17 protein-coding genes and 2 pseudogenes are annotated in these 19,362 nt (G+C 65.6%); 10 read left to right on the top strand and 9 right to left on the bottom strand.

Annotation, left to right across the window (positions count from 1 at the left end; genetic code table 11):
* Window positions 1-4 precede the first annotated feature (4 nt).
* The gene (locus GEV06_05725) at window positions 5-1,024 is read left to right on the top strand and encodes an NAD-dependent epimerase/dehydratase family protein (GenBank protein ID MPZ17393.1); all 1,020 of its coding nucleotides are present in this window, start codon (window positions 5-7) and stop codon (window positions 1,022-1,024) included.
* Between the two features lie 78 nt (window positions 1,025-1,102).
* On the opposite strand, the gene GEV06_05720 is transcribed toward GEV06_05725, so the two are convergent.
* Complete coding sequence (locus tag GEV06_05720; protein MPZ17392.1) at window positions 1,103-1,510, bottom strand: hypothetical protein; 408 nt, start codon at window positions 1,508-1,510, stop codon at window positions 1,103-1,105.
* A gap of 559 nt (window positions 1,511-2,069) precedes the next feature.
* Entirely contained in the window at window positions 2,070-2,639 is a 570-nt protein-coding gene (locus GEV06_05715) for a hypothetical protein (GenBank protein ID MPZ17391.1), read from the bottom strand.
* 22 nt (window positions 2,640-2,661) lie between these two features.
* Between GEV06_05715 and GEV06_05710 the strand changes: the two genes are divergently transcribed.
* From GEV06_05710 to GEV06_05695, 4 genes and pseudogenes are all read left to right on the top strand, one after another.
* Entirely contained in the window at window positions 2,662-3,330 is a 669-nt protein-coding gene (locus GEV06_05710; GenBank protein ID MPZ17390.1) for a serine hydrolase, read from the top strand.
* Window positions 3,331-3,373: 43 nt separating this feature from the next.
* A complete protein-coding gene (gene uppS / locus GEV06_05705) occupies window positions 3,374-4,033 on the top strand; it encodes a di-trans,poly-cis-decaprenylcistransferase (protein MPZ17389.1) in 660 nt (219 codons plus the stop codon).
* Window positions 4,030-5,727, top strand: coding sequence for a DUF4173 domain-containing protein (locus GEV06_05700; protein MPZ17388.1), 1,698 nt, complete (start codon window positions 4,030-4,032; stop codon window positions 5,725-5,727). The genes uppS and GEV06_05700 overlap by 4 nt, the downstream gene beginning before the upstream one ends.
* Window positions 5,728-5,739: 12 nt before the next feature.
* A pseudogene (locus tag GEV06_05695) lies at window positions 5,740-5,929 on the top strand (ATP-binding cassette domain-containing protein).
* 601 nt (window positions 5,930-6,530) lie between these two features.
* Here the strand turns inward: GEV06_05695 and GEV06_05690 are convergent.
* Together GEV06_05690 and GEV06_05685 are read right to left on the bottom strand one after the other, a co-directional pair.
* On the bottom strand, window positions 6,531-6,875 hold the full coding sequence (locus GEV06_05690; protein ID MPZ17387.1) for an XRE family transcriptional regulator: 345 nt from the start codon (window positions 6,873-6,875) through the stop codon (window positions 6,531-6,533).
* Entirely contained in the window at window positions 6,857-7,246 is a 390-nt protein-coding gene (locus tag GEV06_05685; protein ID MPZ17386.1) for a type II toxin-antitoxin system RelE/ParE family toxin, read from the bottom strand. Before GEV06_05685 ends, GEV06_05690 begins: the two co-directional genes overlap by 19 nt.
* A gap of 842 nt (window positions 7,247-8,088) precedes the next feature.
* On the opposite strand from GEV06_05685, the gene GEV06_05680 reads away from it, so the two are divergent.
* Together GEV06_05680 and GEV06_05675 are read left to right on the top strand one after the other, a co-directional pair.
* On the top strand, window positions 8,089-8,664 hold the full coding sequence (locus tag GEV06_05680) for a hypothetical protein (GenBank protein MPZ17385.1): 576 nt from the start codon (window positions 8,089-8,091) through the stop codon (window positions 8,662-8,664).
* Between the two features lie 177 nt (window positions 8,665-8,841).
* Window positions 8,842-9,520 (top strand): annotated as a pseudogene (locus GEV06_05675) (NAD-dependent epimerase/dehydratase family protein).
* A 91-nt stretch (window positions 9,521-9,611) separates the two neighbouring features.
* On the opposite strand, the gene GEV06_05670 reads toward GEV06_05675, so the two are convergent.
* The 4 genes from GEV06_05670 to GEV06_05655 all read right to left on the bottom strand — a co-directional run bounded on the left by GEV06_05670 (window position 9,612) and on the right by GEV06_05655 (window position 14,662).
* Entirely contained in the window at window positions 9,612-9,884 is a 273-nt protein-coding gene (locus GEV06_05670) for a helix-turn-helix domain-containing protein (protein MPZ17384.1), read from the bottom strand.
* A 152-nt stretch (window positions 9,885-10,036) separates the two neighbouring features.
* Complete coding sequence (locus tag GEV06_05665; GenBank protein MPZ17383.1) at window positions 10,037-13,177, bottom strand: hypothetical protein; 3,141 nt, start codon at window positions 13,175-13,177, stop codon at window positions 10,037-10,039.
* 270 nt (window positions 13,178-13,447) lie between these two features.
* The gene (locus tag GEV06_05660) at window positions 13,448-14,371 is read right to left on the bottom strand and encodes a serine hydrolase (GenBank protein ID MPZ17382.1); all 924 of its coding nucleotides are present in this window, start codon (window positions 14,369-14,371) and stop codon (window positions 13,448-13,450) included.
* Window positions 14,372-14,389: 18 nt separating this feature from the next.
* Window positions 14,390-14,662 carry a hypothetical protein gene (locus GEV06_05655; GenBank protein MPZ17381.1) on the bottom strand — a complete coding sequence of 91 codons (273 nt, stop codon included), beginning with the start codon at window positions 14,660-14,662 and terminating at the stop codon, window positions 14,390-14,392.
* 189 nt (window positions 14,663-14,851) lie between these two features.
* Here GEV06_05655 and GEV06_05650 point away from each other — a divergent pair, with 189 nt between their 5' ends.
* Window positions 14,852-16,375 carry an aminotransferase class I/II-fold pyridoxal phosphate-dependent enzyme gene (locus GEV06_05650; GenBank protein MPZ17380.1) on the top strand — a complete coding sequence of 508 codons (1,524 nt, stop codon included), beginning with the start codon at window positions 14,852-14,854 and terminating at the stop codon, window positions 16,373-16,375.
* 14 nt (window positions 16,376-16,389) lie between these two features.
* Here GEV06_05650 and GEV06_05645 read toward each other — a convergent pair whose 3' ends face one another.
* Window positions 16,390-16,872, bottom strand: coding sequence for a hypothetical protein (locus GEV06_05645; protein MPZ17379.1), 483 nt, complete (start codon window positions 16,870-16,872; stop codon window positions 16,390-16,392).
* A 46-nt stretch (window positions 16,873-16,918) separates the two neighbouring features.
* On the opposite strand from GEV06_05645, the gene GEV06_05640 reads away from it, so the two are divergent.
* Entirely contained in the window at window positions 16,919-18,235 is a 1,317-nt protein-coding gene (locus tag GEV06_05640) for a hypothetical protein (GenBank protein ID MPZ17378.1), read from the top strand.
* Window positions 18,236-18,442: 207 nt separating this feature from the next.
* Window positions 18,443-19,354, top strand: a complete 912-nt coding sequence (locus tag GEV06_05635; protein ID MPZ17377.1) for a hypothetical protein — start codon at window positions 18,443-18,445, stop codon at window positions 19,352-19,354.
* Window positions 19,355-19,362 lie beyond the last annotated feature (8 nt).

Here is a 19,362-nt window from a genome sequence, read left to right as displayed (position 1 = left end):
AGCGATGCGGGCAGTCGTCACTGGCGCCAACGGGCATCTCGGGAACAACCTGTGCAAGCACCTGCTCCAGCGCGGTTACACCGTACGGGCCGGCGTGCGCTCGCTCGCGGATCAGAAAAAGACGGCGCATCTCGTCGCGATGGAAGGTCTCGAGCTGGTGGAAGCGGACCTCTATCGGCCCGATCAATTGCGCGCCGCGTTCGACGGAGCCGACGTCCTGTTCCATGTGGCGGCCGTATACGCGTACGTACCCGGGGGCCACGACGCGGATGATGTGCTCCGCGCGAGCGTCGAAGGCGCGGAGAACGCGCTGCGTGCCGCAGCTGACGCAAAGGTCCGTAAGATCGTGCTGACCTCGTCGCTCGTCACGCTTCCGCTGACGGCGCCCGGCGCGCCACCGAGCACAGAAGCAGACTGGGCCACTGACCTCTCGGTGCCGTACTTTCGGGCCAAGACGCTGGCCGAGACGCGAGCCTGGGAGCTTGCACGCGACCTTCGGCTCTCGCTCGTCATCGTGCTTCCAGGCTCGATCGGGGGACCCGGTTTCACGCGGAACACCCCTACCATCGACGTCATCGAGGGGATCATGCTGGGGACGATGCGCCTCGGCGCGCCAAGGTCGAATCTCCCCTATGTGGACATTCGCGACGTGGTGTCCGGACATGTCCTCGCGGCCGAGAGCGACTGCGGGGGGCGTTTCATCGTGTGCAACGACAGACTGCCCAGCTTCATCGAGATCATCGAGACCATGCACCGGATCGATCCGCATGTCAGGCGGGCGCTCATGACAATGCCGGATTTCATGCTGGGCGTCGTGCCGTTGTTCGATCGCCTGAACCACCGCCTCCTGGGGTCCCCGCGGGTGATGATTCCGGAGCTCCTGGCGACGGTACGCGGGAGAATCTGGAATGCGAGCAACGAGCGCGCCAAGCGTGAGCTGGGCTGGCGCCAAGAGGTTTCCCTAGAAACCAGCCTCAGGGATACGATGGACGTCTTGAAACAACACCGTGCGAGCCTTCATTGATCGGCCGTGTCTGTCAAGTGGTGGAAAAGCGTAATGTCATCATCCGTCGCGACAAAGATCAGCAATTAGGAAAAGACATCACGCGGCCTCCTGCACCGCACCCATCTCATGGTACCCATCGAGCGCCCGCAGCTTGACTTGCCCGGTGCGCAGCAAACCAAAGAGGAGCAGCAACACGGCATCCTGACTGGGGAGGCTGGCTTGCGTCTTGGTCGGTCGGCGAAACTCCTCGTTGATCCGCTCAAGCGCATTCGTGGTGCGCAGGGCCTTCCACTGCCCGCGCGGAAAGCGCAGAAACGTGAAGAGGTCGTCGCCCGCCTCCTCGAGCGATTCGACGACCGGCGGGCACTGCAGCCGCCGCTCCGAACGGTCGACACAGAACGCCTTCTGAAGCGGCTTGGACGGCTTGGTTCGGAGACGATCTTGGGCGTGCTGCAACGTCTGCAGGACATGTTTGCGGCATAGGCCGGCGGCAGAGCGAACCACGCCACCAGGGCCCCTTGAAAAAGTGTCTGGCGGCGACCTGCGCGTTAACTCTTGCGGAATCAATCACTTAGTTTTTGACAAGCAGGGGCTTCGTAATCAGCAGGTCATCGGTTCGAGTCCGACCGCCGCCTCCACAATTCCTACGACAAACGTGACATCGCACCTCATGCGCTGGGCCGTTCTCCGGCCTAGGTAGCACATAGGTAACGGCGGGTTCAGCGAGGTTGGACGCGTCGAGGTGGCCCACCGGACGCCGGCGGCGGAGCGGGCATCGGCGCGGGTCTGTCGGTGGCCGAGTCCATCGCTCGGTCCTGGCGCACCGCAGCCCTCATCGGCCGCGCCGCCCTTGGCGGCGGCCTGGCCGGTTCGGCCGCGCAGTGGCTGGACCGCTGGAGCCTGACCCATCCTCTCGCGATCTCACGAAGATCTCACGCGACGCTCACGGCCCGGTGAGGACTTCCGCCGCCCGACCACCGATGCTTCCTGCGGGAGGCCATCGATGGACACGCTCACGCCCGCTTCGAACCCGACGATTGAGGTTGAGAGGAACCAGATGACTCTACGAAGAACCGTGGCGACATCCACATCGATCCGCGGGACGGCAGGCCGCCTGCTGCTCACACTGGCAACCGCGCCGATACTTGCCGCCTGTGGCTACTATCTCGTCCCGAGCCCCGGCGACGACCCGCTGGCGCTGCCGTCGGAAGTCCTCGCTCCGCCGGCCGCCAGATACGCCGACGCGGTTGAGCACGTCCAGCTCCTCGCGCGGAATCTGATCATCGATGAGAACCTGCCCGGCGTGTCCATCGCGGTGGCGGTCGACGGTGAGCTCGCGTGGGCCGAGGCGCTTGGGTGGGCGGACCTCCGGGGGCGCGTACCGATCACGCCACGAACGCGCTTTCGCATTGGCGGCGTGTCCAAGCCCATGACCGCGGCCGCGGTGGGCCTGCTGCATCAGCAAGGCCTCGTCGACCTCGACGCCCCCGTGCAGGACTACCTGCCGAGCTTCCCCGAAAAGCGGTGGCCGGTCACGACGCGGGAGTTGATGGAACATGTGGCTGGCTTCGGCCACTACGGGGCCGGAGAAGACGCGCAGATCAACCCCGACGACGAGCTTCCGGTTGCTCACCGGACCTGCGAAGGGGTGACCGATGCATTCGACCTCTTCGCAGGCGACCCACTGCTGTTCGAACCCGGCACGGCCTACCGCTATTCGAGTTACGGGTGGGTCCTGGTCAGCGCTGTCGTTGAAGCAGAGGCGGACGAACCGTTCCTCGACTTCATGGATCGCAAGGTCTTCGCGCCCCTCCAGATGCAGGAACACCATGCTCGACGCTCCGGGCGGCCCAGCGGGCGGTTACGCTCACACCGTGCCGAACCGGGCCGGCCTCTACTTCCCTGGGTTCGCCATGAACACGCGGTTTGGCCTTCAGGATGCGCCCAACGTCGACCACACCTGTCTCTGGGGCACCGACGGCTTCATCTCCACGCCGAGTGACCTGGTTCGATTCGGTGTGGCGATGTCGCGAGACGACCTGCTCGAACCCGGCACCATCGAGTTGTTGCGGACGGAAGGCCAGCTCGAATCGGGCGATCCGACCGGCTACGGCCTCGGCTGGTTCGTGCGGCGTGTTCCTCTCAACGGAAGCCTGGTTCGCTTGATCGGCCACGGCGGGAGTGCGGTGGGCGGTTCGACCTCCTTCATGACCTTCCCCGATCACGGCCTCGTGATCGCCGTTACGTCGAACGTCTCGTTCGCGGAAGACGCGGTGCGCTCACTGGCGCTCGCGGCGGCTGAGGCATTCGCTGGACGGGAGTGACGTCGCGTCCGCGAGGCGTACCCTTTTTTTGCGAGCCTACTTTATGATACAAAGTTCCTTGCATATGGCGGTGATCCCCGACGGGAACGGGCGATGGGCGGCCGCGCGACAGCGGCCGCGAACGGACGGACACCGCGCGGGCGCGAGCGCGGTGCGGCGCACGGTCGAGTGCGCGCCCGCGCACGGCATCGGGATGCTGACGCTCTACGCGTTCTCGTCGGACAACTGGCATCGGCCGGCGTCCGAGGTCCGTCCGCTGATGAAGGTGTTCGAGCAGTTCCTGCGCGGCGAAACGGCTCGCTGCGTGGCGGAAGGCGTGCGCGTGCGAGTGATCGGCCGTCGCGATCGATTGGCGAAGCGGCTGGTACGTGCGATCGAAGCGACGGAGGCCGCGACGGCGGCGTGCGATCGGCTGCGGTTGAACCTGGCCGTCGACTATTCGTCGCGGGACGCGATCGGCAGAGGCGAGCTGCTCCCGGCCGTGGACCTGCTGATCCGGACGGGCGGCGAGCAGCGGTTGAGTGATTTCCTGCTGTGGGAGTGCGCGTACGCGGAGCTGTACTTCACGGATGGGCGATGGCCGGACTTCGACGCGTCCCACCTGGCGCGAGCGCTGGCGGACTATCACGGGCGTGAGCGGCGGTTCGGCCGCGTGCCTGGTGCGACACCGATGAATGGGGATGGGAGGAGGCGGAGCGTATGAGTGACGACGCGGTTTCCGGGCAGGCGGGTCGCGGGCGGATCGAAGACGAACGAGTCGGCCACGGCACCTCCGACGGGTACTCCGACAGTAGCGTCATTGGCCAGGCGCTCGTGGGGGCGGCTCGCCTCTATCCCGTGCCACGCGCCTCCGTCGCGGCGTTGCTCGTGGCGGGCGTGGTCCTCGGCGCGGTGGGCGATGCGCTGCTGCGCGCTCCGGACGGCCCGGTGGGTCTGAACCTGTCGCTGTGGGTCGCGTCGGTCGCGGTCGCCGCGCTCGCGCTGCACCGCCGCGCGGCTCTCGCACTGGACCGCGAGCGCGTCGCGTGGCTGGTGATCGGCGTCGTGTTTGCGGCCGGGCTCGCGTGGCGCGACGCTCCGCCGCTGAAGCTGCTCGCGCTTGGCTGCGCAACGTTGACCTTCGCGCTCGCGGCTCATCGTCTCGCCGCGGCCTGGGTGCGTCGCGCGGGCGTGCTTCGATACGCCGGCGCGCTGGCGCTGGGCGCACTGCACGCGTGGACGGCCGCGGCGCTTGCGCTTGTGGATGCGACGCGGTCCACCCCGCGTGTCGAGACCGGCCGCGCGGCCGGGTGGCGCCGTGCCGCGGCCGTCGCGCGCGGCCTCGTGATCGCGGCGCCTCTCGTTGTGGTGTTCGGGGCGCTGTTCATGTCGGCCGACGCCGTGTTCGCGGAGCTGGTGGCGAACGTGCTTCGTTTCGATTTCGAGCGGATCGCGAGTCACATCCTGCTGTTCTCGATCCTTGCGTGGCTCTCGACCGGGTACCTGCGCGGCTTTCTGACGGGCACGGAGCTGCCGTCGCCCGCGGATCGCAGGCAAGGGATCGACGGCCGAGGCGTTCCGGCGCCGAAATGGCAGCCGTTCGGCATTACCGAGGTCGCGACGGCGCTGGCCGCGATCGACCTGCTGTTCCTGGTCTTCGTGATCGTGCAGTTCCGGTATCTCTTCGGCGCCGACACGCTCGTCCAGATCACGCCCGACCTGACGTATGCCGAATACGCGCGGCGCGGCTTCTTCGAGCTGGTCTTCGCGGTCGTCCTCGTCGTGCCGGTCCTACTCGCGGCCGACTGGCTCCTCGACCGTCGCAGCCAGAGCGACGTCCTCGTGTTCCGCGGTCTCGCCGGCGTGCAGATCGGGCTGGTGCTTGCGATCACCGCGTCGGCGCTCCAGCGGCTGCGCCTCTACCACGCGAGCTACGGGCTCACCGAGTCGCGGTTCTACGCGATGGTGCTGCTGATCTGGATCGGCGCGATGCTGTGCTGGCTCGCCGCGACCGTGCTGCGCGGCCGCCGCGGCGCGTTCGCGTTCGGGACGCTGGCATCCGGCCTCGCGACGGTCGCGCTGCTGTTCGTCATCAACCCGGACGCGGTCATCGCGCGCGCGAACGTGGCGCGGATGGCGTCGGCCGACGCGCCCGTCCGATTCGACGTCGCGTACGCGACGTCGCTGAGCGCAGACGCGGTGCCCGTGCTGATCGATGCGCTGCCCGCTCTGCCACAGGACGTGCAGTGTCCGCTCGCGCGACACATGCTGCGGCGCTGGCCGCCGGACCGCGATCGCTCGATCCGCAGCTGGAACTGGTCGGCGGCGCGGGCGAGTGACGCGGTGCGCGCGCACGAGGCGCGGCTGCGGTCGATGGTGGGGTCGGATCAGAAATGCGCGGCGCCCGGTGCCGCCTGACAGGAGACGGCTATGGAGTTGCGCATTCGCAATGTATCCAAGACCTATTCGAACGGCGTGCAAGCGCTGAAGGACGTGACGCTCACGATTCCGGTGGGGATGTACGGCCTGCTCGGTCCCCAACGGGTCGGGAAAGTCCACGTTGATGCGCACGATCGCGACCCTGCAGGAGCCGGACGAGGGCCACATCCACCTCGGCGACCCTTCGGCCCTTCGAGCACCTCAGGGTCGCCCCGAGCAGAGTCGAGGGGCGGCAAGCTCAGGGCAGGCCATCGACGTGCTGAACCAGCGATGCGCGAGTACATCGGCAAGGAGCGGGTCGACGATGTACTCCGGCGCCTGTTCGAGAAGCATGGTTCCGGAGCGCCGCCCCTGCCGACCTCACTGGATCTCTACCGGGAGCTGCAGGCGGTCACGCCAGACTCGTTCCAATACCTGCTACACGACCTCTTCGAGAAGAACACGTTCTGGGAGCTCGAGACGGAGCGGGCCACGGCGGAGACCGAAGCAGGCACCTGGCAGGTCACGCTCGAGGTGGACGCGCGAAAGGTCGTGGTGGACACGGCGGGCACCGAGACGGACATGCCGATGCATGACCTGTTGGAGATCGGCGTCTACGCGCCGGCGGAAGCCGGCGAGACACAGGGCGCGCCACTCTTCCTGGCGATGCATCGCATAGCCACCGGGCCGCAGACGATCACGGTCACGGTGCCGCAGCGGCCCGCCCGCGCGGGCATCGACCCGCGCCACCTGCTGTCTCATTGCCATGCGGTGCGCGATGGCGTCGTCGCGGTGGTACTCAATCAGGCGCGGGCTTCTTCAACAACGCGAATGCGACCGCGCTGCCGTCGTCGCGGCTTCGACTTGACCACGATCTCCACGTCCTGCCCGAGCCTGGTCAGGAGACGCATCAGGCGTTCGCTCGAGAAGTTTGTCAGTCGGCCACTCAGCAAGGCCGAGACCTTGGGCTGATCGATGCCCATCACGGCAGCAGCGGCGACCTGAGTGAGGCGACTGCTCCGAACGATCTCGCGAATTCGGCTCGCGAGCTGTGCTTTAGCCAACTCCTCTTCCGGCTCCGGAACGCCGATATCGGCGAACACGTTGCCGGAACTGGGCGCCACGGGAATCAGCGGCCTTTTAGCCATGCTTCATAGTCCTCTCTGGCGCGAGCGAGCCGAGCTCCGATGAGATCCAGCTCGCCCTTCGGCGTGGCAATCGCACGCCGAGATTTCTTCTGGAACGCGTGAAGGACGTAGACAGCTTTCGAGAACCGCACTGTGTAGACCGTCCGAAACGTGTTCCCGTCGAAGTCCACCACCACCTCGAGCACTCCGGCGTGGCCGAACCCCTTCAGAGGCTTTGCCGTCGACGACTTTAGGCCGATCTGCGCATCCCACAGCGCGCCGCCGACCCGGGTCTTGACGTCGTTCGGAAACGCGCTCAGGTCATCCTTGCTCGAGGCCACCCAGCGAACAGGCTTCGGGACCGGTTGGGGCGACGTCCTCGGTGGCCGCATGCTCATTGTATGCCACTACAGGCATATCGCCAAACGCCGGTCACTCGCGCGCCACAGACGCCAAGACCTTGCTTCGATTGCGGCTGACAATCTGATCCAGGCGCTTGCCCACAAATCGAGCGGTTGTTGAAATCCTCGTCTGATGCCAGCCGTAGCATCGCTCAGATCAGATGCTGATGGCACCGGGCAAGCAACCGATCACGAATACCTCGAGCATCGAACCTCGACTCGATGTCTTTGCGAACCACCTCACGATGTTGGCGCCTCTCTTCTAGATAGACATCAACCTCAAACGCGATGGCGCAGACAGTACGCGATGACGGCATACGCGTCTGGCAAATCGAGGGAGGGATACTGCGTCTTGGCGTTACCTTCCCGCGGACACGTGAAGAAACCCGGCTGTGTCGGCAGTCCGGGGAGTGTGTCAGCAGGGAGTCACTGTGAGTAGAGGCACGCTATACGGGCTCAGGCGGTCAGCCGCCCAGGCGACCGCCGGCCGAGCCCATCACTGCCGGCTGAGAAACGACGATACGCCCTACGCGACCACCGCGCAGATCGCGTAAACGGAGACATTCCTATTGTCGCCACCGCTATCCTCGAAAGACGCGGACCATCCCTCGCCGTCTCCAGAGGCAAAGTCTTGGATTGGGAAGGAAACGCCCGCCCTGACCCCGACGAAGGAGAAGTGACCGCCACCGAGCACTGTCTTTCCGTCTGGACAGTAGACGAACAGTTGCTCATGGCCATTGTCCGGAACTTCACCGGAGTTTGTCACGATCTCGTAGCCCGTAAGGCCAGCTCCCGGCGGTCCCTGCTCGCCCGGCGGTCCCTGATCGCCGGGCGTGCCTTGGGGTCCGACCGGGCCCACCGGGCCGACTGGACCGGGCGGGCCAACAGCGCCCGGAGGTCCCTGCGGCCCGGGATCCCCTTGCTCGCCTTTGGCGTTGAACGTGAGGGCCTGCTCGTCGTCTCCGCACTGCTCGCCAGCTTCCGTGTCGATCGCGCGCAGCGTGCCTTGCCGATCCAGTGTGACGATTGGACCGAGCAGTCCTGTCCCCGACGTCCGGTCGGTCACCGCGAAGCAACCGTCCACGCGCCCGTCGGCCGCCGGAATCGAGGCAACGGCGCTGGTAATCGTGGCCACGACGATCGCGACCGTCGTGACCGCCGCAATGATAATCGTGACTGATCTCAACCAATGTTTGCGCATGACGACACTCCTCGTTCATGTTCAGTGTCGCCGACGGCGTGCTACTCACGCCGCTGCCGTTGCCTGGCGCCGAGCATTTGGTCCGGCTCGAAGAGCGCCGAGATGGGCCTGGGCCACGGACACGTGCGACCTGCAAATGAGGGTGCGCCGCATATGGCTTCACGTCACTACGAACGTACGTAGGAATCGTCTGTCGACGCCACGCTGATGCCCGCCCACATACACCAACGGAGGGTTCCCTCGCCGATGCCCCAATGGTTCGGACCCCATGCGTCGCCAGATGCACAATGTGCACATGAAGACGATCTCTATCCGCGATACGCCTCTCCTGTCACAGGTCGACACGGTTGATCGTCTCTCGTAGTGAGACGGATCGGGAGGACTCATGAGGATCTTCGTTGCCGGTGCCACCGGTGCGGTCGGTCGGCGGCTCGTGCCGAGGCTGGTCGAGGGCGGGCACGACGTGGTGGGGACAACGCGGTCGGACGCCGTGGCGGACGAGCTGCGGGCGGCAGGCGGGGAGCCCGCGGTGCTGGACGTCCTTGACGCCGACCCGCCGAAGGCATGTCGTGAGACGATCGCAGCCATCCGGTACGTCGAAGCCACCGTGGCTACCGCAGAGGGCATCGAGGGGATCGTGCTCAGGTACGGCGGGTTCTACGGCCCGGGAACGTCGCTGTGGCCAGGTGGCGTACACGTCGAGATGGTTCGGAAACGGCGCTTCCCGATCATCGGCCGGGGGACTGGGATCTGGTCGCTCGTCCACATCGAGGACGTTGCCACGCTGGCGGCGGTCGAACGGGGTGCTCCCGGCCTCTACAACATCGTGGACGACGAACCCGGCACCGATTTCCGAGTGGCTTCCATACTTGGCCTGGACGCTCGGGGCGAAGCCGCCGCGTCACGCCCCGGTGTGGCTCGGACGCCTGGTTGGCGGCGACCTCGCGGTGTCGGTCATGAACGAGATCCGCGGCTCGTCGAACGCGAAAGCCAAGCGAGAGCTGGGCTGGCAGCCGAAGTATCCGACCTGGCGCCAGGGCTTCACAGAGATGGCGGCCGTCTGACATAGGCTCCCATTTCGACGACACCCTTAGATCCAGATCGCCTTTCGGCGTGGCAATCTCACGCCCGGACTTGTTGCGGCGTGGCGGGCGCTCACGCCACCTCGAGCAGCGCATCCGGATTCTTCGCCGCAATCAACAACAGCGTGCGCGCGGCGCCGGATGGCGCACGGCGGCCCTGCTCCCATTCCTGGAGGGTTCGGACCGACACGCCTAGCAACTGTGCAAATCTCGCCTGCGAAAGGCCGGTCTTCTCCCGAATACTCGCGACCGAGGGCACATTGATGATGCGGCCATGCTCGCCTCGCTTGAGCTGCCGGATGCCCTCGAGAATCTCCAGACCGATGTTGCGCTTGGCCTTAGCCATCGATCTCCTCCTTGATTTTCTTCAGTACGTGCGCTGCGATGTTCTCGGCCACGTTCTTCGCGTACATGGTCAACATCCACACCTGCCCCTGTCTTGACCGCAGGTAGTAGATCACGCGGATGCCCCCACGCTTCAGGGGTCGGTGAACACGGTCACGACGGGTTGGGCGACTCGCGTGCCGACGGGACGTTGTCCCGCCGGGGTGAGACCTTCTTCCTTGGCTTCAGGCGCCGCCGCCAGACATCCAGAATCGGTCGGCCACCACGGAGCGGAACGACGAGACAGAGACGTGTCCCGCGGCCTGGAGCGGTGTCGACGGTCAACGTGGCATTCAACGCGGCCGCACGCGACCGGATGCTTCCGAGGCCATGTCCCCAGGTGACCTCCCCGGCGTCGAATCCTCTGCCATCATCGTCGATCCGCAAGACCACCGTGGCGGGCAGCAAGGCCAGCTCGATGCGAACCGCTGACGCTCGGGCATGCCGTACGATATTCGTCACGCTCTCCTTGAAGATGAGAAGCAGGTGCCGGCGGCGATCCGGCGCGAGGTCCGTCCCGTTCACCTCGGCGTCCGACGGCGCCCGGAACGTCACGTCGAGCCCTTCCGCTTCGAGTAGATTGAAGGTGGTCTCACGCATGCGCCGAATGAGATGCATCAGGTAGTCGTGCCGCGGATCGACGGCCCAGACGATGTCGCTCATGGCCTCGCGCATGCTGCGTGCGAGACGTGCTGTCTCGGTGAAGGTGGATGGACTCTCTTCGGGCGCGGCACGCTTGCCGAGCTCGCTGAGCAGCGCGACCTGTGAGAGGCCGGATCCCATCTCGTCGTGCAGATCCATCGCAATCTGGCGGCGAATGCCCTCCATGGCAAGCGCACGCTGGAGCCGAATGCGGTGTGCGCCCCAGCCGCTGCCCAACGCCAGGCCAGCGACAGCAAGCAAGAACCACGAGCGCTGCCAGATCGGCGGCAGAACCCGAAGCGTCAGCTGGGCCGGCTCCAGACTCGTACCGCCCGACCCAATTGCTCTCACACGAAACGTGTACAACCCCGCGGCCAGCGAGCCGTATTGCACCGCGCGCAGGTCGGTCGGCTGGCTCCAGTCGTCATCGACGCCTTCCAGCCAGTACTCGTACTTCACCGGGGACTCTGGCCACCGATGGATCGAGGCGTACTCGATGCGCACTTGATCATGGCCAGGCGGAACCTCAATCCCCGGTGCGACACGTGTGCCGCGCTCGGGCAGCGGCGCCTCGCGCCCTGCCACGGCCACGCGCGTGACCAGCACCGAGGGTGGCTTCGGCTCGGGATCCGCTGCTCGCGGATCGAGACGCGAGATCCCGTTCGAGGTCCCAATCCAAATGCGGCCCTCACGATCGGTCGTGCAATGGTTCACGACGTCACCGGCAAGACCACTGGCGGTCGTGAAGTGGCGGATCGCGCCGGTGGCCGGATCCAGACGATCGACGCCACGCGATGTGCCGAGGTACAGGCGTCCGGCAGCGTCCTCGGCAATGCACCATACGGCGTTGCTGGCCAACCCGGTCTCGGTCGAGTAGCTCACGAAGCGCGGGCGCGCCGCCTCGGGCTCGGTCGTCATCAGGAGGCCGTGGTTGCGAAGCCCGATCCAGAGACGCCCCGCACGGTCTTGATGCAGCGCGCGCGTGTTGAGGTGCGGATCCGAAATGCCCGGACTGGGCCGCAGCCGATCAAAGCTTCCGTTGTGCCAGCGCCAGACCCCAACGAAGGGCGTCGCCCACAGCGCGCCGGCCCGGGTCGTGAAGAACCCGCGCACCAGCGGAAGCGTGGCGGCGCGCACGCCAGACCGAGGAGCCTGACCATCCAGACCGATGCGGTATACCTCGGCATCTTGGGGAATGCGGTGTAACGCATCGTCGAAACCGCTGAACCAGATGCTGCCGTCATGTTCGTGAGGGACGCTGAAGACGTTCACCGGCTTTCCATCGGCGGTTGGCACAAGGCGTGCTCGCCGAAGATCGAGCGACGGACCTGTGATCCGGTACATGCACGCGTTGGTACCGATGAGCCACGCACCCTGGCCATCGCGGCTTAGCCGCGGCCCCGTCCGGTTGAACGGTGGCTGGTTGGAGCCGGGCACGCGCACCACGCCCGCGTCGGTCAGCTCGACGAGCCCACCGGCCCATGTGCTCGCGTAAATTCTGCCGTCGAGAGCTTCGACCACCTGCTGCACGTTGGCATCCGGCAGGCCATCGGCCCGCGTGTAGCTGACGAGCGCCTCGTCGAGCAGTCGGAAAGCGCCGTCGCGGTCTGTCCCACCCCAGAGGACACCATCATCTGCCACGAAGAGCGCACTGATGTAATCATCGGGCAGTCCGTGCGCGGTGCCGTAGCGGTCGGTGTGTTCGGGTGTCCAGCGGATCAAGCCGGCCGTCGTCCCAACCCAAACCGGACCGTTCGGGTCCACGGCCAACGCGCGCAACGAATGCGCGGGCGGTGCCTCGATGGGGGTCGGCACCCACGAGTGACGCTCGTCGATGCTGGCGGGAACGCGCATGCGTATGAGCGCGTTTTCGTACAACACATACCAGCCACCGGCCCCGTCAGGTCGGATCTTGTTCGTGTGCTCGAAGGCGCCCTTGAAGTAGGCTGGCACGACGGCCCGATGCTCGACGACCCGATCTTCGTCGATGACGATCATGTCTGCGCCGGATCTGACCCAGAGACGACCGGCAGCATCGAGGAGCACATCCTCCGCTTCGCCGCGCCACACCTGAGTGAAGCGGGGTCTCCCGCCATGATTGAGAGCGGCTCGATAAATGCCGGCGTGCGTCTTGCACCACAGCCGGTTTCGCCCATCCACGAGGACCCTGTCCACCACGTTGCCTTCGCGTGACGAAGCCACGTCGAAGCTGGCGAACCGGGGACGCGACGTTGTATCGCCTTGACCGGCGAGCGTGCGCATCTGAGGCTGCTCGATGAGCACGGCCACGCCGCCGCCGTGCGTCGCCACCCAGAGCTGTCCGTGCCGATCTTCGGTGATATCGGTGATGGAGCCGTCCGACAGCCCGTCTTTCGGGCCGTAGTTGACGAAGCGCTCGCCGTCGAAGCGGCTGAGGCCCTCCCAGGTGCCGAGCCAGATGTAACCGAGGTGGTCCCGATAGAAGGTGTTGACGCGAGGGTGCACCAAGCCATCCCGCAGACCAAGGGACCGAATGGCGAGCTGTTCCGCCGCCGCAGGCGACGGCTCAACGGCGAAGACCAGCGCGGAGAGGACCCCAGTGCAGACGACAGCCCCGCGTACCATGTGTAGCACGACCAGCTCCACTCAGAGTGAACGCCCGTCCCGGGCAAACCGAAGCACAGCCGTAAGCAAATCTCGGCAACAGGCTAGTGCGGTGTCTCCGAAATAGCTTGGCATTCGGCCGCCGCTGCATCCCGGCCAGCGGCGTTGCTCCTCCCTCAAATATGCCCAATATTCTCGATCGTCGCGCCTTGCTGGCCGGGCGCATCGGCGCCCTCGGTGCACAAGCTATTTCGGAGACACCACACTAGGAACGGCCCGCGTCCAGCTCACGGGACTTGCTCAGCGGCGCATGAGACCAGGCGGAAGCTGAGCACCGTAGGCGTTCGCGCGCTCGAGCCGGGCGAAGTAGTCGTACGCCAGACGGGCCACATCCGAGATCGTCCGGCCCGCTTCCTCTCCGTTACCGACGAGCGTGCTCATGGCCGAGACGATGAAGGGACGGCCTTCGAGCAACACGACGCCGACGTCGTTGACGACACCGCCGAGCCCGCCGGTCTTGTGCGCCACGCGCACGTCCTGCGGAAGACGCGACCTGAGCGGCCCACTCTTCGGATGAGCGAGAACCTGGAGCATCTCGCGACACGCTTGCGGTGTGACGACCTTCTCGCGGTAAATCCGCTCGACGAGTCGTCCGAGCTCGGCGGGCGTGGACACGTTCTCGCGACCTGCGGCCTGTTCGTCGGGCCGGATCATCTTCCTGCGAAGACGCGTGGCTGGCAGGCCGAGTCGATCCAGCGTGGCGTTCACCGTGTCCATACCAACCTTGTCGATCAGGATGTTGGTCGCAGTGTTGTCGGAGAGCACGATCATCAACGTGGCGAGGTCTCTCAGCGAGAGCTCCGCAGCACCAAGATGCTGCAACACGCCGCTGCCACCGGCTCGGTCGCTGTCCGCCACTCGATGACGATCTTCGAGCCGCAGCCGGCCGTGCTCGGCCTGGCGGTACAACTCGACGAGGATCGCGATCTTGATGGAGCTCGCCGTTGGAAAGACGCGGTCCTCGTTGACGGCGATTTCGGCGCCGCTCACCAAGTCCTTGATCCACACACCGATGACGCCGTCGACTGCGGCAAGGCGTTGCTCTATCCGCCGTTCGAGCTGTGCACGTAACAGATCCTGATTGGCAACCGGCTCCTCTGCCGCCGCCGCATGGCCGACCAGGAGCGTGGCCGCCAGGATTGTCGTCCAGTATCTGTGACTCATCGGTTCTCTCGCAGGACACTACACCATCTCACGTATCTTCCGCGGATAGTCGGGAAAGTACCGCTCGATGACGGGCAGCTCGAACTGCGTCAGAATCGCCTCCTTCGGTTCGCGGTCGAGCAGGAACTCGAACGACGTCTCCAACAACCGTTTCGTCGTCGTGCCTGGTGCATATCGCTGAACGTGCTCAGGCGTAATCGTCACCTCGTGCTCGGTTCGCTCTCCATCCTCTTGGACCGTGACGCGATATGTCGAGGCACCAGCGTGAGCAACCGTGATTGTGCGGCGCACATCCCCTCCTTTCGCGGCTTCTTCGGCGGAGTACCACCGTGGCGTGCAGGTGATTCTTACGCACCGTCCCCCTCGCGTGCAACGACGTTCCCCTGGTTCCTTGCTCACCTCCACGCAGCGCGTGGCGCGACCCCATCGACGCCCGTATCGTGGCAAGCGTAGAATTCAGGCAGAGTTGGAAGACTCAATATGGGCACCTCTGTGGCCAGCAGCTTGTGCGTACGTCTGGAGCCACACGTCCGAGGATCGTTGCAGGAGCGGATCTACGGCGAGATTCGCGGTGCGATTCTCGATGGGATACTGGTACCGGGCACACGACTTCCTTCGTCGCGCACGCTGGCGGCAGACCTCGATGTCTCGCGCACGACGACATTGCTGGCGTTCGAGCGCTTGATTGCAGAAGGCTATCTCAGCGCGCGGCCCGGGTCCGGCACCTTCGTGGCGGGCGAGCTGCCCGACGACCTGCTGCACGGTCGCATCTCCCGGCGGCAAGGCGCGTCAAACCATCCCCCGATGTCTCGGCGCGGCGCGGCGCTCGCCTCGACCCCTCGCGTGGCCTGGCGGCTCGGTGGTCCGCCGCGAGCCTTTCGCATCGGGACCCCAGCGCTCGACCTGTTTCCAGCAAGGCTCTGGACACAACTGGTCAACCGGCGACTGCGATCGGTGACGCTCGCGCAGCTCGACTACGGTGACGCGGCCGGAATACCGTCACTCCGTGAAGCGATTGCCATGCACATCCAGGTCGCGCGTGGCACCGAGTGCGACCCCGATCAGATCGTCGTCGTTGCCGGCGCGCAGTGTGGCCTGGAGCTGGCCTGCCGGATGCTGCTGGATCCTGGTGACGGCGCATGGCTGGAGGAACCGGGCTATCCCGGTGCGCGCAACGCCCTCGTAGGAGCGGGCGCGCGGATCGTGCCGGTTCGCGTCGACCAGGACGGTCTGGATGTCGAGGCCGGCGCGCGACAGGCGGGCGATGCGCGTCTGGCGTATGTGACGCCCTCACACCAGTTTCCTCTGGGGGTGCCGATGAGCCTCGCCCGGCGGCTGGCGCTGCTCAGATGGGCGACCCGTGCGCAGGCGTGGGTAATCGAGGACGACTACGACGGCGCGTTCCGGTACAGCACGCGGCCCGTTCCGTGTTTACACGGCCTGGATGCCGACGAGCGCGTGATTTACGTCGGCAGCTTCAGCAAGACACTATTCCCGGCTTTGCGGCTCGGCTTCCTGATCGTCCCCAGGGGGCTCCGGGAGCCGTTCCTGGCCATGCGCCGGAGTGCACCGGCATCTCCTCCGCTGCTCGATCAACTCGTGCTGGCCGATCTCATGAGCGACGGGCACTTCGATGGACATCTTCGCCGGATGCGCGCCGCGTACCGCGAGCGACTAGAGTCTCTCGTGGATGCGGCTGATCGTTACTGCCGCGGAGCCCTTCGGCTGCGCCCGGTGCGAACGGGCCTCCATGCGGTCGCCGACCTGGAGGATGTGGATGCCGAGAGCGTGTTCGACGAGGCCGCCGCCCGCGGCGTCGAGGTGATGCCACTCTCCGCCTACTACGCGGAGCGCCCCAGCGGCGCCAACGGCTTGGTGCTGGGCTTCGGCGCGGTTCGTGGGGAAGAGCTCTTCCAAGGCATGGAGCAGCTCGCCGCAGCCATCGACGCGGCCAGACGCCCCACGGCGTTTGGCGGCCGCCGGAGAAACCGCACGGCCCAGTGAGGAGCAGGATCCCTCTATAGCTTCTTCCATCCCCAGATTCGCATCACATCGTCTGAAGAAAGCCGGTGTCCGAGGTCGCGCGCAAGCCCGCAAATCTGTCCGCGATGGTGCGCCTCGTGCTGAACGAGGTACAGCATCATGTTCACCGTGCGGCGAGGCAGGCCCTTGATCCTCCCCTCGCCACGGGCAAGCGCCCCTTCAAAGAGCTTCGTCAGGGCCTCACGGCTCTGCTGCAGCGCTCGGCACGCCTCGAGCGGCGTGGAGCTGGCGGCCTTCAACGGCGGTGCAACCGGCCGCGCACCACCCAGTTTCGCGAAGGTGCGTCGCAGGCTCTGCATGTGCGCCACGATTGCCGCGATATCCCGCCGCTTGTTCGGCGATTCCGCGTGCCACAGCTGGGGAGGGAGCACGCTAACCAGATGCTCGCTCACGCGTGTGCTGTGCTCGAACGCGTGCAGCAGCTCTCTTCCGACGTCCAATGGCTGGCGAGTGGCCATTCTTCGCTACCGTTACGAGAACGATGCTAACCCGAGCCTTGCCCAGATGCCTGTGGTAAGGCCTACGTCACGACTGTCGATTCAAGCGGGTATGATACCGAAGTCAATCCCTCGAGACGAGTTGTGTAGACGCTGGAGGCGCCGAATGTTCACTGCGACCGCAAACCTCATCTTGCCCTGCACGGTCACCGGATCCTGGCCGCGTCCGCGATGGTTCGACGTGAGCGCCTGGGGCAAGCCGCTCGACACGTGCATGATGGACATCAACTTTCGCGAGAAGTTCCAGGACGCGCTCGCCGTCGTCATCAGCGATCAGGAACGGGCGGGGCTGGATCTACTGACCCATGGCGACTATCACTGTGACGAGGACATGGCAGGCCGCTCCTGGCATCACTACCCGCTGCAGCGGTGGGCCGGCTTCGAAGGTGACTATCTGCAGACCGACGAAACGCGGGCGCCATGGCTCCGCTATCCGCCCGGCACCCTGCTCAACGAGATCTACACTGCCTGGCGCTGGCCGCACGTGGTGGACACCATCGAGCACCGGCCGCTGGGCTACCCCAAGATTTGGCGCATCGCCCAGGGCAAGACGCAGAAGCCCGTGCGGTTCGGCACCTGCTGCTCGCAGGTGATGGCGCTGTTCTTGGATATTCACACGCCGAAATACCGTGACAAGCGCCAGGTGATCTGGGACATGGCCGAAGCCATGAACACCGAGCTCCTGGCGCTACGCGACGCCGGCTGCCGTCTGATCCAGATCGAAGAGCCCACGTTCCACTTCATGGCAAACACCTATGGGAAGGACCACGACGAGGTCAAATTCCTCATCGAGGCCTTCAATCGCGAGGTGCAAGGCCTCGACGATGTGGAGCTGTGGATCCACACCTGCTGGGGGAACCCCAACATGCAACGGGTGATGGAGGACACGAGCTACGCCAACTCGATCGAGATCTATCTCGAGCGGTGCCGGGGCGATGTATGGTCCCTGGAAATGAAGGACCGCAATCAGAAAGACCTCGAGCTGTTGGCGCCGTTCCGCGATGATCTTCAGAAGAAGATCTGTGTCGGTGCCGTGAGTCACCGTACGCTGCAGGCCGACCGCGCCGAGGACGTGGCGGCCGAAATTCGCCGCGCGTTGAAACACATTCCGGCAGAGCAATTGATCATCTCGAGCGACTGTGGCTTCGGCCGTCAGGGATGTAATCGTGAGATCGCGTTCTACAAGGCCACGGCAATCGCTCAGGGCTGCAATATCGTCCGTGCCGAGCTTGGATTGCCGACGACGGAGATTCCCGCGACCAATCCAACATGGCAGATTGACGTCGTCGAAGCGTCGCCAGCACATCCGGCGACCTCTGTGTGATCAGACGCATTCAGTCCGGAATTCACTTGAGTTGCCAAGAATTCCGGGTAGCTGTCAGCGTTCGCGGACAGCTCTCACGTCGGCCTTGCCGTGACACGCTGACGGCTGATCGCTACAGCGGGCGGGATTGACGACCGACGTGAGCGCCGGGGATAGCTGCTGACAGTTCGCTGCGGCTCACGCCGTTCGTTGATCACCAAGGGACAGGTGCGTCAAGCACCCCTGCAGCTGATGGTTCCCGGCCCGGTCGACCGCGTCACCTTCTACGCCGAGCAGCGCACTCGCCGCCGCCAGACGTGGCGGTACACTGCACTCTGTGCCGTGGCCGCCGCCATGGTGGGGATGCCGATGGCGACGTTCATCTCACCGGTCGCCTACTTGGGCAGGCTGTTCAAGCGTGTGCCCATGCTGCAAGTCGTGTTCTTTCCTTTTCTCATCTCTTACGTCCTCTTGTTGCTGCTGCGGATGCAGGTCTGGCTCGTGCGATTCACCGTCGTCGGTCCACTCGTGATGCGGGTCTGGCGCACTCGGCGCTATCTGGCGGACGCCACCGCGGTCGAGCTCACTCGTCACCCCGACGGATTGGCGCGCGGGCTCACGCACCTGGCGGCGGAGGGCGGTGTGGTGCCGGGCGGACAGTGGTTCTCGCACCTCTTCGTGGTCGGTCCGGAAGCTGCGGAGATGCGGCAGGCGGCGGCGCTCCAAGAGCGCTTGCAGGTGGCCCGACAGCGCGCCGCCGGCGGAACCGCAGATGCCGTGGCAACGGTCGGTCAGATTCTGGCCGCGCGTGCGGCGGAGCAGAACACACGAGGAAGGGCATTCACCGAGGAGCTCGGTGGCGCGCGCTCGCACCCGCCAATTGCGACGCGTCTGGAGCGCCTTGCCGCCCAGGGGGCAACGCGCTATCGGGCGGGCTCGCAGAGCGTCCGCACACCCACGCCTGCTAGTCTGCGGCCGATGGTGAGCAAGACACTCGGCATGCTGATCATCGCGCCGCTGATGGCGATCGCAGGCGTGCTGAGCGCTTTCGCCTTCTCGGCCATCTTCATGTTCGGTGTGGTGTCGGCCGTGTTCTTCACGGCCGCGATGATGGCGTTGCTGGTACCGCTCATGAGATGACGCGCTCT

This window comes from Luteitalea sp., assembly GCA_009377605.1.
Classification (GTDB): Bacteria; Acidobacteriota; Vicinamibacteria; order Vicinamibacterales; family Vicinamibacteraceae; genus WHTT01.
The sequence above is the reverse complement of the archived record's forward strand: the minus strand, read 5'-3'. Positions and strand labels throughout refer to the sequence as shown.